Below are 14968 nucleotides of genomic sequence, written 5' to 3' on the forward strand. Positions count from 1 at the left end.
CGGGCGTCCGGCGTGAGCGAAGGGGCTGACACCAGTGCGAGCGACCCTGCGCTGGGCGCACTCCGATCTGCGCACGCACCGCGGTGAGGCGCTGTTCCTGGTCCTCGCCACCGCGGGCGTCGTCGCCTCCCTGCTGCTGGCCACGGCCCTGTTCGGGTACGCGACCAATCCCTGGCAGCGGCTCTTCACCCAGGCGCGCGGCGCCCACGTCACGCTGCACACCACCGCTCCGGCCGACGCCGCGAAGCTGGCCGGCCTGGACGGCGTGGAGTCCGTCGCCGGCCCCTACCCCACCGCCGCCGTCACCCTCGCCGCCCGCGGCAGCCGTGCCTCCGCCGAACTGCGCGGCACCGCCGAACAGCCCGGCACCGGCCGCCCGCTGATCACCTCGGGGCGCTGGCTGGACCCCGGCACCCCCGACGGCGTGGTCCTGGAGAGCAGTCTCGCCCGTGCCCTGCTCACCACGCCGGGTGACACCCTCACCGTGCCCGGCACCGCGCGGACCCTGACCGTGGTGGGCGTGGCCGACAGCGCCGAGCCGCGCTACCGGCCGGGGGAACAGCCCGGCCTGGTGTGGGCGCTGCCGTCGGCCGTGACCGACCCCGACGGGCAGGTGGCCGGGCTGCGGCTGACCGACCCCGCCGACACCGGGTACGCGGTGCAGCGGGCGGTGACGGTACTGGGCGCGGGCGCCATCGGCGAGGTCTCCACCTGGCAGCAGGCACGGGCCGAGGCGCAGGGCGACAACCGGCTGCTCGGCCAGGTGCTGGGGCTGTTCGGTCTGGGCGCGCTGGTCGCCGCCGGTTTCGCCGTGCACGGGGCGATCAGCACCCGGATCCGGGGGCACCTGCGGGACATCTCCGTCCTCAAGGCGATCGGCTTCACCCCGGGACAGGTCGTCCGCGTCTTCCTGCTCCAGCATCTCGGCTACGCCCTGCTGGGTGCCGTGGCCGCCGCCGCGCTGACCGAGGCGCTGGGCAGCGGCATACCCGGGCGGCTCGGGGAAGCGGTCGGCGTGTGGCAGGGGCTGCCCGGACACACCCTGGCGCTGTTCGTGGTGCCCGTGGGGGCGGTGCTGTTCATCGGCGCCACCACCGGGCTCGCGGCGTGGCGGGCGGGCCGGGTGCCGCCGGTACCGGTGCCGAGGCCGGCGGCGCCCGAGGCGGGCGGGCTGACGGGCGTGGCGCGACGGGCGCTCGGGGCGCGGGTGCCGCCCGCGCTGGTCCTCGGCTGGCACAAGGCGTTCACCCGCCGCCGGCGTGCGCTGGGCACGGTGGCCAGGCTGACCCTGCCGCTGCTGCTGATCGTGGTGGCGCTGAGCGCGTGGACCACCATCGACCGCTTCCAGGGCAGCCCGGAGCGGATGGGGCTGCCCACCGCGCTCAGTGTCCGTGCGGACGCCTCGCTCAGTGACGGGGAGGCCCGCGCCCTGCTGGAGCGCGATCCGCAGGTCGCCGCCGCCCACCCGGGCGTCGAGGTGGCCGCCCTGGTGCCCGGCCAGACCGCCACGATCGCCCTGCGCGGGTACGGCACCCACCAGGAGCCGTACCCGTTCGCCCTGGCCGAGGGCCGCGCGGCGCGCGGACCCGACGAGGCGGTGGCCGGGCAGGGGCTGCTCGACCTGTTGCACGTCCAGGTCGGCGACTGGGTGCGCATGACCGTCGGCGACCGGCCGCAGATCCTGCACATCGTCGGTCGCAGCATCGAACCGGAGAACGCCGGCCGGACCATCTCCACCTCGCTCGACACCCTCCGCGGCAACGACCCCGACCTGCGGCCGACCCTCTACCAGCTCCGGCTGGACCCCGGCGCGGACCCGCGGGCCGTCGCCGACCGGCTGACCGGGGCCGGGGACGGCCTGCTCGACGTGCACACCGTGACCAACCCGGCCGACGGGCTGTCCCCGTTGCGCGCGGTCGTCCTCGGTCTGATCGCCGTACTCGCCCTGATCGGGCTGATCGAACTGCTCACCGCGATCGGCGGCACGGTCCGCGAGGGCGAACGGGACCTGCTCGCGCTCAAGGCCATCGGCCTCTCCCCGCGGCAGATCACCGCGATCACGGTCACCGCCACCGCCGGTACGGCGCTGGCCGCCGTGCTCGTCGCCCTGGCCCTGGGGCTGCCGCTGGCGCACTGGCTGATCGACGAACAGGGGAGGTCGAGCGGCATCGGCGCCGGAATCGCCCAGGGGCCCTCCCCCGCGCTCCTGCTGCTGCTGGGCGCCGCCGCCGTGCTGGGCGCCGCCGCCCTGGCCGCCCTCCCCGCCGCCCGCGCGGCCCGCCGCCGCCTCGCGGACACGCTGAGCGCGGTCGCCTGACGCCGGTGCCGGGACGCCCCGGCCGGTCAGCCTCCGTGGGGGTGACGCCGCGGGGGGTACGGCGGCGGCGGGGCGTACGGGTGCCGCGGGCCGGGCGCGTACGGGTTGCCGCCCGGCGCGGGCGGGTGCGGGTGGCGGTAGGGGTTCCCCTGGGGCGGTACGTGCGGCAGCCCGGCCGGCGGCGGCGGCATCGGCGGGGTGGTGCCGGGGGCGGGCGGAAGGCCTGCCGGATGGGTGCCGAGCCGGATGCCGTAGCGCCGCCTGAGCCGGCTCGTCTCCAGCAGCGCGATGGCCGTGACGGTGACCGGGGCGCCCAGGATGAAGACGACGCCCATGGTGAGGCTGAGCCCGTGCAGATCACCGGTGACCAGGTCGGGGACGGCCATCAGCCAGCTGGTGACGGTGGCGAGCAGGGCCGGCAGCGAACGGTGCACGGCGGCCGTGCCGAAGAAGTTGCCGGAGACCCGCACGGCTCCCCAGACCACGAAGACGACCATCCACAGCAGCACCCCGGCGGTGACCAGGGACAGCAGCACGCCCCCCGACGTGCCCGACCTCTGCGTCAGCAGGACCAGCGCCATCACGCAGCCGATGAACAGCAGGAGCAGCTTGAGGGAGTTGAGCAGCGGGGCCCGCAACTGCCGTACGGTACCGGTGCGCCGCCAGACGAGGAGCATCACGCCGACCGTGAGCGGGGTGAGGACCAGCAGGACCGCGGAGGCGGTCATCGTGTTCTCCAGCAGCTCCGTGAAGTCGAAACCGCCCTGGACGAAGGTGTAGACACCGAGCGACGCGACCACCCCGGCGACGACCCGCATGCGTTTGAGCCGCTCGATGGACGGATCGAGCGAGTCCGGTATCCACGCGGGGTGGAACAGCACCCGGGCGATCTTGTGGGGCTTCAGGAAGGACCCGGCCGTCAGCCCGCCGCCCGTCCAACTACCGCTTGTCCGTGCCACTTCGTGTTCCCCCGCGAGTACCCGCCTGCATGATCGCCGGGGATTCTACGGGAAGCGGACGGCGCCCTGCCGTCCGCTTCCCGCACCGCGCTCACCGCCGTCCGCGCAGCTCCCGGTAGGTGGCGACCAAGGCCTGGGTGGAGGCATCCAGGCCCGGCACGTCGGCGCCCTCGGTGAGCGCGGGCTCGACGCGCTTGGCGAGCACCTTGCCCAGCTCGACGCCCCACTGGTCGAAGGAGTCGATGTTCCAGATCGCGCCCTGCACGAACACCTTGTGCTCGTAGAGGGCGACGAGCTGACCGAGGACGGACGGCGTCAGCTCACGCGCGAGGATGGTGGTCGTGGGGTGGTCGCCCTTGAAGGTCTTGTGCGGCACCAGTTCCTCGGGCACGCCCTCGCTCCGCACCTCGTCCGGGGTCTTGCCGAACGCCAGGGCCTGCGTCTGGGCGAAGAAGTTGGCCATCAGCAGGTCGTGCTGCGCCTTCAGGTCGTCGCTCAGCTCGGCGACCGGCTCGGCGAAGCCGATGAAGTCCGCCGGGATCAGCTTCGTGCCCTGGTGGATCAGCTGGTAGTAGGCGTGCTGCCCGTTGGTGCCGGGCGTGCCCCAGACGACGGGGCCGGTCTGCCACTGGACCTCGTGCCCGTCCCGGTCGACGTACTTGCCGTTGGACTCCATGTCGAGCTGCTGGAGGTAGGCGGTGAACTTCGACAGGTAGTGCGAGTACGGCAGCACCGCGTGCGACTGGGCACCCAGGAAGTTGCCGTACCAGACCCCCAACAGGCCCAGCAGGAGGGGCACGTTGGACTCCGCGGGAGCCGTCCGGAAGTGCTCGTCGACGAGCCGGAACCCGTCGAGCATCTCCCGGAAGCGGTCCGGTCCGATGGCGATCATCAGGGACAGGCCGATCGCCGAGTCGTACGAGTAGCGCCCGCCGACCCAGTCCCAGAACTCGAACATGTTGGCCGTGTCGATGCCGAAGTCGGCGACCTTCTCCGCGTTCGTCGACAGGGCGACGAAGTGCTTGGCGACGGCGGCCTCGTCCCCGCCCAGCGCGTTCAGCAGCCAGGTCCGGGCGGAGGTGGCGTTGGTGACCGTCTCGATGGTGGTGAAGGTCTTGGACGCGATGATGAACAGCGTCTCGGCCGGGTCCAGGTCGCGGGTGGCCTCGTGCAGGTCGGCGCCGTCCACGTTGGACACGAAGCGGACCGTGAGGTCGCGGTCGGTGTAGGCGCGCAGCGCCTCGTACGCCATCGCGGGGCCGAGGTCCGAGCCGCCGATGCCGATGTTGACCACGGTGCGGATGCGCTTGCCGGTGTGTCCGGTCCACTCCCCGGAGCGGACCCGGTCCGCGAAGTCGGCCATCTTGTCGAGGACCTCGTGCACACCCGGTACGACGTTCTCCCCGTCGACCTCTATCACCGCGTCCCGCGGCGCCCGGAGCGCGGTGTGCAGCACGGCCCGGTCCTCGGTGGTGTTGATCCGCTCACCGCGGAACATGGCGTCGCGCAGTCCGAACACATCGGTGGCCGAGGCCAGTTCGCGCAACAGCCGGAGGGTCTCGTCGGTGACGAGGTGTTTGGAGTAATCGATGTACAGGTCACCGACCCGGAGGGTGTACGCGGTGCCGCGGTCGGGACCGGCGGCGAACACCTCGCGCAACCGCACGTCCCCGAGCTGCTCCCGGTGCTTGGCCAGTGCGGTCCACTCGGGGGTCTGGTCGAGCCTGGTACGGCCGTCTGCGTTCATCTCGGACTCAGCCTTCTTCCTTGCTGCCTGTGCTGCGTATCCGCCCCGCTGCCGGTTCCAACCTAATGGAGCAGCGGTGGACGTGACCTGTCGTGCCGCCGTCGTGGGGCACGACAACAGATACGGCCGTCCGGCCTCCGGGTATCAGCACGGCGACGGGCGGGACGGCGGGCGGGGGTGCGGGCAGGAGGAAGAAGCCGGCCGTGAACGGCGCGACCGACCGTCGGTGCGACTGCGGTGACTACCGCAACTGTCAGATCTCGCCCCGCAGTTTGGCGAGCGCCTCGGCGAGGATCGCCTCGCCGTCCGCGTCGCTGCGCCGCTCGCGCACATAGGCGAGGTGCGTCTTGTACGGCTCGGTGCGGGGCGGGTCCGGGGGGTTCTCACGGTCCTGACCGGCCGGAAAGCCACAGCGGGGGCAGTCCCAGGTATCGGGCACCTGCGCGTCGCTCGCGAAGCTCGGCTGGGTCTCGTGCCCGTTGGAGCACCAGAAGGAGATGCGCAGCCGCGGCGCGGACTCGCCGCGCTCGGCCTCGCCCATCGGCCCCGCCCCGACCCGGCTTCCCCGGATCGCGTTGCCACTTGCCACGGTCGTAACTCCCTGCGTGATGGTGCGGCGAAACGAGTCGGCGTTCCGCTTCGCTGCGAGCGCCTCAGTCTACGTAAGGCCCAACGCGCGTCCAGTCATTGGAGTTACCGCTCCCCCATCCAGACGCAAGCCCCATGATAGGCCGCGCTGTGCTGCGCGTACCGGACATGGGGCCTTACGTATGGAATGCGTACCCGATGCGTACGGATTGTTCTCCCGGGTCAGCTGTTCGTCTTCATCATGATGCCCAGCACGATGATGCACGCGACCCAGAGCAGACCCACCACGAGGGTGATCCGGTCGAGGTTGCGCTCGGCGACCGAGGAGCCGCCGACGGAGGACTGCATGCCGCCACCGAACATGTCGGAGAGGCCGCCGCCCTTTCCCTTGTGCATCAGCACCAGCAGCATCAGCAACAGGCTGAAGACGATCAGGGCGATCGAGAACCCCAGAACCACGGCTGGACCAACTTCCTCGGATTCGGATGGACGACGCGGGGTCCAGTACAGGACTGGACCCCGCAAGGGTACGACGGATCGCCGCTAGCGCATACTCACTGCCCGGCTCACTGGTCGCGGAACCGGACGATCTTGACGAACTCGTCCGCGTCCAGCGAGGCACCGCCGACCAGGGCGCCGTCGATGTCGGCCTGCGCCATGATCTCGGCGACGTTGCCGGACTTGACCGAGCCGCCGTACTGGATGCGGACCTGGTCGGCGACGTCCTGCGAGTACAGCTCGGCGAGCTTGCCGCGGATGGCGGCGCAGACCTCCTGGGCGTCCCCGGCGCCGCAGACCTTGCCGGTTCCGATGGCCCAGACGGGCTCGTAGGCGATCACGACGGACTCGGCCTGCTCGGCGGGGAGGTCCTTCAGACCGCCCTCGACCTGGGCGAGGGTGTGGGCGACGTGGTTGCCGGCCTCGCGGACGGACAGTTCCTCGCCGACGCACAGGATCGGGGTGATGCCGTGCTTGAACGCGGCCTTGACCTTGGCGTTCACCAGTTCGTCGGTCTCGCCGTGGTACTGCCTGCGCTCGGAGTGCCCGACCGCCACGTACGTGCACTTCAGCTTGGACAGCATCGGGCCGGAGATCTCGCCGGTGTAGGCGCCGCCGTCGTGCGCCGAGATGTCCTGGGCGCCGTACTTGATCTTCAGCTTGTCGCCGTCGACGAGGGTCTGGACGGAGCGCAGGTCGGTGAAGGGCGGCAGGACGGCGACCTCGACGGCCTCGTAGTCCGTGTCGGCCAGGGCGAAGGCGAGCTTCTGGACGTGGGCGATGGCCTCGAGGTGGTTGAGGTTCATCTTCCAGTTGCCCGCCATCAGCGGCGTGCGGCCTTTTTCAGCAGCGGTCATTGAGGGTCAGTCCTCCAGTGCGGCGAGGCCGGGGAGCGTCTTGCCCTCGAGGTATTCGAGGGAGGCGCCGCCTCCGGTCGAGATGTGGCCGAATGCCTTTTCGTCGAAGCCCAGGATGCGTACGGCCGCGGCGGAGTCGCCGCCGCCGACCACGGTGAAGCCCGGGGAGTCGAGAAGGGCCTGGGCGACCGCCTTGGTGCCCTCGGCGTAGTCGGGGTGCTCGAAGACGCCCATGGGGCCGTTCCAGAAGACGGTGGCCGCGTCGGCGAGCTTCGAGGCGTACAGGGTGCGGGTCTCGGGGCCGATGTCCAGGCCCTCCTGGTCGGCCGGGATGGCGTCCGCGGCGACGGTGGTGGGGTGGGCCGGCGCCTTGGTCTTCAGGTCCGGGAACTCCCCGGCGACCAGCGTGTCGACCGGCAGGACCAGCTCGACGCCGGTCTTCTCGGCGCGCTCCAGGTACTCCCGGACGGCCGGGATCTGGTCCTCCTGCAGCAGCGACTTGCCGATCTCGTGGCCCTTGGCCTTGAGGAAGGTGTACGCCATGCCGCCGCCGATGAGGATGCGGTCGGCCTTGCCGAGCAGTTCGTCGATGACGGCGAGCTTGTCGGAGACCTTGGCACCGCCGAGGGCCACCACGTAGGGCCGCTCGACCTCGTCGGTGAGCTTCTTCAGGACGCCGACCTCGGTGGCGATGAGGAAGCCCGCGGCGTGCGGCAGGCGCGCCGGGAGGTCGTACACGGACGCGTGCTTGCGGTGCACCGCGCCGAAGCCGTCGCCCACGTAGAGGTCGGCGAGCGCGGCGAGCCGGTCGGCGAAGGCCCCGCGCTCGGCGTCGTCCTTGGCGGTCTCGCCGGCGTTGAAGCGCAGGTTCTCGAGGACCGCGACCTGTCCGTCGGCGAGGCCCGCGACGGTGGCGGTGGCGGAGTCGCCGACCGTGTCCGTCGCGAACGCCACGTCGGCGCCGAGGAGCTCACCGAGGCGCGCGGCGGCCGGGGCGAGCGAGAAGGCGGGATCCGGGGCGCCCTTGGGGCGGCCCAGGTGCGAGGCGACGACCACGCGGGCGCCCGCGTCGGCGAGTGCCTCGACGGTGGGCAGCACGGCGCGGATGCGGCCGTCGTCGGTGATGGTGGTGCCGTCCAGCGGCACGTTGAGGTCGGCGCGGACGAAGACCCGCCTGCCCGCGACCCCTTCGGAGAGGAGTTCGTCGATCGTCTTCATGAGGGGACTCCTGGAAGAGAGCTTGTGTTCGCTCGTGATCGCTCGTGTTCGGAAGAGGTCGACCCCTCCGATACGTGCGTCAGGGCTCGGACAGCGCTGTGGCGCGCCGGCCGAGCCCTGCACTCATATCAGGCGGTCTGCTCCACGATCAGAGCTGGTTGCCGACGAAGACCGTGAGGTCGACGAGGCGGTTGGAGTAGCCCCACTCGTTGTCGTACCAGCCGATGATCTTCACGCTCTTGCCGTCCTGGACCATGGTCAGGGACGAGTCGAACGTGCAGGACACCGGGGCGTTGACGATGTCGGAGGAGACGATCGGGTCCTCGGTGTACTCGAGGAGGCCCTTGAGCTCGCCCTCCGCGGCCTTCTGGAAGGCGGCGTTGACCTCTTCCTTGGTGACCTCGCGGCTGAGCTCGACGACCAGGTCGGTGACCGAGCCGGTCGGGACCGGGACGCGCATCGCGATGCCGTCCAGCTTGCCCTTGAGCTGCGGCAGCACCAGGGCGGTGGCCTTCGCGGCGCCGGTGGTCGTCGGGATGATGTTCTCGGCGGCGGCACGGGCGCGGCGCAGGTCCTTGTGCGGGAAGTCCAGGATGCGCTGGTCGTTCGTGTACGCGTGCACCGTCGTCATCAGGCCCTTGACGATGCCGAAGTTCTCGTCGAGCACCTTCGCCATCGGCGCCACGCAGTTGGTGGTGCAGGAGGCGTTGGAGATGACGTGGTGGTTCGCCGGGTCGTACTTGTCCTGGTTGACGCCCATCACGATGGTGACGTCCTCATCCTTGGCCGGAGCCGAGATGATGACCTTCTTGGCGCCGCCGGCGATGTGCTTCTCGGCGTCCGCCTTCTTGGTGAAGATGCCGGTCGACTCGATGACGACGTCGACGCCCAGCTCGCCCCACGGGATGTCCGCGGGGTTGCGCTCCGAGAGCACCTTGATCGTCTTGCCGTCCACGGTGATCGTGTCGGCGGTGTGGGAGACCTCCTGCTTGAGGCGCCCCAGGATGGTGTCGTACTTCAGCAGGTGGGCAGTGGTCGCGGTGTCACCCAGGTCATTGACCGCCACGATCTCGATGTCTGCGCCCTGCTCGAGCAATGCGCGGAAGTAGTTCCGACCGATGCGGCCAAACCCGTTGATGCCTACGCGGATCGTCACGAACCGATCTCCTCGTTGGTGCGCCGGCTCAAGTCGCCGGCGAGCTGTATGGGATGTCCCCGACCACCCCCGACCCTACCTCTCCGGGGCCCCGGCCGTGACATTGAGTCGACGCATACCCGGCACGACGCCCTTTACCCGTCAGTAGTGCACGGACCGCCCAGTCCGATGCGCCTCGTCGGACCCGCCACCGGGGGCCCCGCGGCCCCTTCCGGCTCGACCGGAAACCTCCGGGCCCCCTTGACGACCGCCGACCGGCCGTGCATATGTCCGGTGACCGGTCGGCCGATCGGTCGGGGGGAGGAGGTCAGCCGACGAGGTTGTCGGCGAGCTCCTCGCCGATGTTGGCCTCCGTGCCCGGGATGCCGAGGTCGGCGGCGCGCTTGTCGGCCATGGCGAGCAGCCGGCGGATCCGCCCGGCGACGGCGTCCTTGGTCAGCGGCGGGTCGGCGAGCGCGCCCAGTTCCTCCAGGGATGCCTGCTTGTGGTCCATGCGCAGCCGGCCGGCCGCGGCGAGGTGCTCCGGGACGTCGTCGGCGAGGATCTCCAGGGCGCGCTGCACCCGGGCACCGGCGGCGACGGCCGCGCGGGCCGAGCGGCGCAGGTTGGCGTCGTCGAAGTTGGCCAGCCGGTTCGCCGTGGCGCGCACCTCGCGGCGCATCCGGCGCTCCTCCCAGGCCAGCACCGAGTCGTGGGCGCCGAGCCGGGTGAGCAGGGCACCGATCGCGTCGCCGTCACGGACCACGACCCGGTCCACGCCGCGCACCTCGCGGGCCTTGGCCCCGATCGACAGCCGGCGGGCGGCGCCGACCAGGGCGAGCGCCGCCTCGGGGCCGGGGCAGGTCACCTCCAGGGAGGAGGAGCGGCCCGGCTCGGTGAGGGAGCCGTGCGCCAGGAAGGCCCCGCGCCAGGCCGCCTCGGCGTCGCAGGTGGCCCCCGAGACCACCTGCGGGGGCAGGCCGCGGATCGGGCGGCCCCGGCCGTCCACCAGACCGGTCTGGCGGGCCAGCTGGTCGCCGCCCGCGACCACCCGGACGACGTAGCGCGAACCGCGGCGCAGCCCGCCCGGTGCCATCACGATCAGTTCGGAGCTGTGCCCGAAGATCTCCAGCACGTCCCGCTTGAGGCGGCGGGCGGCCATCGCCGTGTCCAGCTCCGCCTCGATCACGATGCGCCCGCTCACCAGGTGAAGGCCGCCGGCGAACCGCAGCATGGCGGAGACCTCCGCCTTCCTGCAGCAGGTCCGGGTGACGGGGAGCCGGGAAACCTCGTCCTTCACCGCTGCCGTCATCGCCATGGGCCGATCCTTCCATGCATCCGAAAAATACGGTCGTACGCGGCGGCCAGCAGCTCCGGGTCGTGCCTGGGGCTTCCGTCGGGCCGGGCCACCGGTGCCAGCTCGACCGCTGCGCCGCCGAACCCCTTCGCGGCCTCGGTCAGCACATCGCGGTCGGGTACGGCGGCCTCGTCGGCCAGCACCACGTCCAGGGCGAGTTTAGGGGCGTGTCGCCCCAAAACCTCCAAATGACGCTGCGGGGAGAAGCCCTCGGTTTCTCCGGGCTGCGGGGCGAGGTTCAGGGAGAGCACCCGGCGCGCCTTCGTCTCGACGAGCGCCTCCAGCAGTTCGGGCACCAGGAGGTGCGGGATGACCGAGGAGAACCAGGAACCGGGGCCGAGCACCACCCAGTCGGCGTCGAGGACCGCCGCGACCGCCTCGGGGACGGCGGGCGGGTCGTTCGGCACGAGGTGCACGGACTGCACCTCGCCGGGGGTGAGGGCGACGGTCGCCTGGCCCCGGACGGTGTCCACGGCGTCCGGACGCTCGGGGTCGTGCCCCTTGACCAGCGCCTGGAGCTCCAGCGGCACGGCGGACATGGGCAGCACGCGCCCGTGCGCGCCGAGCAGCCGGCCGACCAGGTCCAGGGCCTGGACGTGGTCGCCGAGCTGCTCCCACAGGGCGACGATCAGCAGGTTGCCGACCGCGTGCTCGTGCAGGTCGCCCTTGGACTGGAAGCGGTGCTGGATGACCCGGGCCCAGGTCTGGCCCCAGTCGTCGTCGCCGCACAGCGCGGCCAGCGCCTTGCGCAGATCGCCGGGCGGCAGCACGCCCAGTTCGTCGCGCAGCCGCCCGCTGGATCCGCCGTCGTCGGCCACGGTGACGACGGCGGTGAGGTCGCCGGTGATCCGGCGCAGCGCGGCGAGCGAGGCGGACAGTCCCATGCCGCCGCCGAGGGCCACCACCTTGGGCTGGGTGCCACGGCGTCGCGGCTTGGCCCCACGCGCCTCGACCGGCCGGCCGGGGCGACCTTCGGGCTGCGCCCGGCGCAGCCGGTGCAGCCGCGGAGTACGTGCTGTCATTCCCGGCCCATGTCCCGGTGGACGACCACCGTCTCCACGCCCTCCGCGGCGAGGCGGGCGGCGAGCTTCTCCGACATGGCGACCGAACGGTGCTTGCCGCCGGTGCAGCCGACGGCGATGGTCACGTAGCGCTTGCCCTCACGGCGGTAGCCCGCGGCGATCAGCCGCAGCAGCTCGGCGTACCGGTCGAGGAACTCCTTGGCGCCGGGCTGGTTGAAGACGTACGCGGCCACCTCCTCGTTCCGGCCGGTGAAGGGGCGCAGCTCGGGGACCCAGTGCGGGTTGGGCAGGAACCGCATGTCCACCACCAGGTCGGCGTCGACCGGGAGGCCGTACTTGAAGCCGAAGGACATCACGGTGGCCCGCAGCTCGGGCTCCTCGTCACCGGCGAACTGGGCGTCCATCTTGGCGCGCAGCTCGTGCACGTTGAGGCTGGAGGTGTCGATCACCAGGTCGGCGTCGCCGCGCAGTTCGCGCAGCAGTTCCCGCTCGGCGGCGATGCCGTCGACGATGCGGCCGTCGCCCTGGAGGGGGTGCGGGCGGCGCACCGACTCGAAGCGGCGCACCAGGGCTTCCTCGGAGGACTCCAGGAACACGATCCGCCGGGTGACGCCCCGGGTGTCGAGGTCGGCGAGCGACTCGCGGAGGTTGTCGAAGAAGCGCCGGCCGCGGACGTCGACGACGACCGCGATCCGGGCCACATTGCCCTGGGAACGGGCGCCGAGCTCCACCATGGTGGGGATCAGCGCGGGCGGGAGGTTGTCGACGACGAACCAGCCCAGGTCCTCCAGACACTTCGCGGCCGTGGAACGGCCGGCCCCGGACATGCCGGAGATGATCACCAGCTCGGGGATCGCCGTCTCGGAGGCCCCGGCCTTTTCCTTGCCCGTACTCACCTGTGCTCCGTCGTCCTGACGCGTCTCGTCGTGTGTGCCCCGGCCCGCGTCCTGTGCGGCGTCACGGGGTGTGTCATGGCCTGTGTTCCGGCGTGTCTCGTGCTCGGTCATCTCTCCAGCCCCCGTCGGTCGTCCGGGGCGCCCGCGGGCACGGGCTCCCCGGGGGAACCCGGCGTCTTCCCGGGTTCTTCCACGTCATCCATGATCTCGCCCGTCGCAGTGTTCACGGCGGGGGCGGCCGGGGCCGCCCCGGCGAGGGCCGCGGCGATCACCTCGGCCGTTTTGCGACCTATACCCGGAACTTCACATATCTGCTCGATCGTCGCCGAGCGAAGCTTCTTCACCGACCCGAAGTGCTTGACCAGTGCCTGCTTGCGGGTGTCGCCGAGGCCCGGCACATCGTCCAGCGGACCGGACCGGAAGCGTTTGGCCCGCTTGACCCGCTGATAACCGATGGCGAAGCGGTGGGCCTCGTCACGGACGCGCTGGAGCAGGTAGAGGCCCTCACTGGTGCGGGGCAGCACCACCGGGTCGTCGTCGTCCGGCAGCCACACCTCCTCCAGCCGCTTGGCGAGGCCGCATACGGCGATGTCGTCGATGCCGAGCTCGTCCAGGGCCCTGCGGGCCGCCGCCACCTGGGGGGCGCCGCCGTCGACGACCACGAGCTGGGGCGGGTAGGCGAAGCGCTTGGGGCGGCCGTCGTCCTCGGTGAGCGTGCTCGCGGACGGTTCACCGGGGCCGGCGGCGGGGGTGCCGTCCGCTCCGTCGGTCACGCCGGTGGCCGCCCCGGTGCCGTCGGTGACCCCGGTGCCGTCGGCCATGCCGGCGGTCGCCTCGGTGCCGTCGGTCCACTCGCCGGTCCTCTCCTTGTCGGCGAGGTAGCGCCGGAAGCGGCGGGTGATCACCTCGTGCATGGAGCGGACGTCGTCCTGTCCGGCGAAGCTCTTGATCTGGAAGCGGCGGTACTCGCTCTTGCGGGCCAGCCCGTCCTCGAAGACGACCATGGAGGCCACGACGTCGTCGCCCTGGAGGTGCGAGATGTCGTAGCACTCGATCCGCAGCGGGGCACTGTCCAGGCCGAGGGCGTCGGCGATCTCCTCCAGCGCGCGCGAGCGCGTGGTGAGGTCGGAGGCGCGCCTGGTCTTGTGCAGGGCGAGGGCCTGCTGGGCGTTGCGCTGCACGGTCTCCATCAGGGCCCGCTTGTCCCCGCGCTGCGGGATCCGCAGGGAGACGCCCGACCCGCGCCGCCCGGTGAGCCACTCCTGGACCGGCTCCACCGGGTCGGGCAGCGCGGGGACCAGGACCTCCCGCGGCACGGCGTCGCCGGTCTCCTCGCCGTACAGCTGCTGCAGGGCGTGTTCCACGAGGGCGCCGGTGGTGATCTCCTCCACCTTGTCGGTGACCCAGCCGCGCTGGCCTCGCACGCGTCCGCCGCGGACGTGGAAGATCTGGACGGCCGCCTCCAGCTCGTCCTCGGCGACCGCGATCAGGTCGGCGTCGGTCGCGTCGGCGAGCACGACGGCGCTCTTCTCCATGGCCTTCTTCAGGGCGCCTATGTCGTCACGCAGCCGGGCGGCCCGCTCGTACTCCATGTCCTCGGCCGCCTCGGTCATCCGCTGCTCCAGACGGCGCAGATGGGTGCCGGTGCGGCCGGCCATGAAGTCGCAGAACTCCCCGGCGAGCTCGCGGTGCTCCTCGGCGGAGACCCGGCCCACGCAGGGCGCCGAGCACTTGCCGATGTAGCCGAGCAGGCAGGGGCGGCCGGTGCGGGCGGCGTTCCTGAACACACCGGCCGAGCAGGTGCGCACCGGGAAGACCCGCAGCAGCAGGTCCACGGTGTCACGGATCGCCCACGCGTGCCCGTACGGGCCGAAGTACCGGACGCCCTTCTTCTTGTGACCCCGCATCACCTGCACGCGCGGGAACTCCTCGTTCATCGTCACCGCGAGGTACGGGTAGCTCTTGTCGTCGCGGTACTTGACGTTGAACCGGGGGTCGTACTCCTTGATCCAGGAGTACTCCAGCTGGAGCGCCTCGACCTCCGTGGACACCACCGTCCACTCCACGGAGGCGGCCGTGGTGACCATGGTGCGGGTGCGCGGGTGGAGTCCGGCGAGGTCCTGGAAGTAGTTCGCCAGGCGTTGGCGCAGGCTCTTCGCCTTTCCGACGTAGATCACCCGGCGGTGCTCGTCGCGGAACCGGTAGACCCCCGGCGAGTCGGGGATCTCACCCGGTTTGGGGCGGTAGCTGGAGGGGTCGGCCATGTCTCACACCCTACTGGCGGAGACCGACACCGGGGCGGGGCCGCGGAACCACCGGCCGGGCGTCGCTCCGGAAGGTTACGCCCGCCGGGAAGCGGGAAGGGGGGAGGTCC

The 14968-nt window shown here is 71.7% G+C and carries 12 protein-coding genes; 1 reads left to right on the forward strand and 11 read right to left on the reverse strand.

Annotation, left to right across the window (positions count from 1 at the left end; translation table 11 throughout):
- Positions 1 to 34: 34 nt before the first annotated feature.
- Positions 35 to 2317, forward strand: coding sequence for an ABC transporter permease (locus tag DIZ27_RS21290; RefSeq protein WP_109380023.1), 2283 nt, complete (start codon positions 35 to 37; stop codon positions 2315 to 2317).
- Positions 2318 to 2343: 26 nt separating this feature from the next.
- On the opposite strand, the gene DIZ27_RS21295 is transcribed toward DIZ27_RS21290, so the two are convergent.
- From DIZ27_RS21295 to uvrC, 11 genes are all read right to left on the reverse strand, one after another.
- Positions 2344 to 3276, reverse strand: a complete 933-nt coding sequence (locus DIZ27_RS21295; RefSeq protein ID WP_109380024.1) for a DUF3824 domain-containing protein — start codon at positions 3274 to 3276, stop codon at positions 2344 to 2346.
- Positions 3277 to 3367: 91 nt separating this feature from the next.
- Positions 3368 to 5023: a glucose-6-phosphate isomerase gene (gene pgi / locus DIZ27_RS21300; protein ID WP_109380025.1), complete on the reverse strand. Its 1656-nt coding sequence runs from the start codon at positions 5021 to 5023 to the stop codon at positions 3368 to 3370.
- A 253-nt stretch (positions 5024 to 5276) separates the two neighbouring features.
- Entirely contained in the window at positions 5277 to 5612 is a 336-nt protein-coding gene (locus DIZ27_RS21305) for an RNA polymerase-binding protein RbpA (protein WP_078649359.1), read from the reverse strand.
- 221 nt (positions 5613 to 5833) lie between these two features.
- On the reverse strand, positions 5834 to 6064 hold the full coding sequence (secG, locus tag DIZ27_RS21310; RefSeq protein ID WP_181383631.1) for a preprotein translocase subunit SecG: 231 nt from the start codon (positions 6062 to 6064) through the stop codon (positions 5834 to 5836).
- A gap of 113 nt (positions 6065 to 6177) precedes the next feature.
- Positions 6178 to 6933: a triose-phosphate isomerase gene (tpiA, locus tag DIZ27_RS21315; protein ID WP_219933638.1), complete on the reverse strand. Its 756-nt coding sequence runs from the start codon at positions 6931 to 6933 to the stop codon at positions 6178 to 6180.
- A gap of 39 nt (positions 6934 to 6972) precedes the next feature.
- On the reverse strand, positions 6973 to 8184 hold the full coding sequence (locus tag DIZ27_RS21320) for a phosphoglycerate kinase (RefSeq protein WP_109380028.1): 1212 nt from the start codon (positions 8182 to 8184) through the stop codon (positions 6973 to 6975).
- A gap of 148 nt (positions 8185 to 8332) precedes the next feature.
- Entirely contained in the window at positions 8333 to 9340 is a 1008-nt protein-coding gene (gap, locus tag DIZ27_RS21325; RefSeq protein WP_109380029.1) for a type I glyceraldehyde-3-phosphate dehydrogenase, read from the reverse strand.
- A 307-nt stretch (positions 9341 to 9647) separates the two neighbouring features.
- On the reverse strand, positions 9648 to 10637 hold the full coding sequence (gene whiA, locus DIZ27_RS21330) for a DNA-binding protein WhiA (RefSeq protein WP_109380030.1): 990 nt from the start codon (positions 10635 to 10637) through the stop codon (positions 9648 to 9650).
- Positions 10628 to 11698 carry a uridine diphosphate-N-acetylglucosamine-binding protein YvcK gene (gene yvcK, locus DIZ27_RS21335; RefSeq protein WP_109380031.1) on the reverse strand — a complete coding sequence of 357 codons (1071 nt, stop codon included), beginning with the start codon at positions 11696 to 11698 and terminating at the stop codon, positions 10628 to 10630. Before yvcK ends, whiA begins: the two co-directional genes overlap by 10 nt.
- Complete coding sequence (gene rapZ / locus DIZ27_RS21340) at positions 11695 to 12705, reverse strand: RNase adapter RapZ (RefSeq protein WP_109380032.1); 1011 nt, start codon at positions 12703 to 12705, stop codon at positions 11695 to 11697. Before rapZ ends, yvcK begins: the two co-directional genes overlap by 4 nt.
- Positions 12702 to 14858: an excinuclease ABC subunit UvrC gene (gene uvrC / locus DIZ27_RS21345; RefSeq protein ID WP_109380033.1), complete on the reverse strand. Its 2157-nt coding sequence runs from the start codon at positions 14856 to 14858 to the stop codon at positions 12702 to 12704. Before uvrC ends, rapZ begins: the two co-directional genes overlap by 4 nt.
- Positions 14859 to 14968 lie beyond the last annotated feature (110 nt).

The organism is Streptomyces sp. NWU339 (assembly GCF_003143855.1).
Taxonomy (GTDB): domain Bacteria; phylum Actinomycetota; class Actinomycetes; order Streptomycetales; family Streptomycetaceae; genus Streptomyces.

Bases quoted from the DNA above. Each gene is read 5' to 3' on its own strand.
- pgi (WP_109380025.1), bottom strand. From the start codon at position 5,023: ATGAACGCAGACGGCCGTACCAGGCTCGACCAGACCCCCGAGTGGACC.
- whiA (WP_109380030.1), bottom strand. From the start codon at position 10,637: ATGGCGATGACGGCAGCGGTGAAGGACGAGGTTTCCCGGCTCCCCGTC.
- yvcK (WP_109380031.1), bottom strand. From the start codon at position 11,698: ATGACAGCACGTACTCCGCGGCTGCACCGGCTGCGCCGGGCGCAGCCC.
- DIZ27_RS21320 (WP_109380028.1), bottom strand. From the start codon at position 8,184: ATGAAGACGATCGACGAACTCCTCTCCGAAGGGGTCGCGGGCAGGCGG.
- uvrC (WP_109380033.1), bottom strand. From the start codon at position 14,858: ATGGCCGACCCCTCCAGCTACCGCCCCAAACCGGGTGAGATCCCCGAC.
- tpiA (WP_219933638.1), bottom strand. From the start codon at position 6,933: ATGGCGGGCAACTGGAAGATGAACCTCAACCACCTCGAGGCCATCGCC.
- rapZ (WP_109380032.1), bottom strand. From the start codon at position 12,705: ATGACCGAGCACGAGACACGCCGGAACACAGGCCATGACACACCCCGT.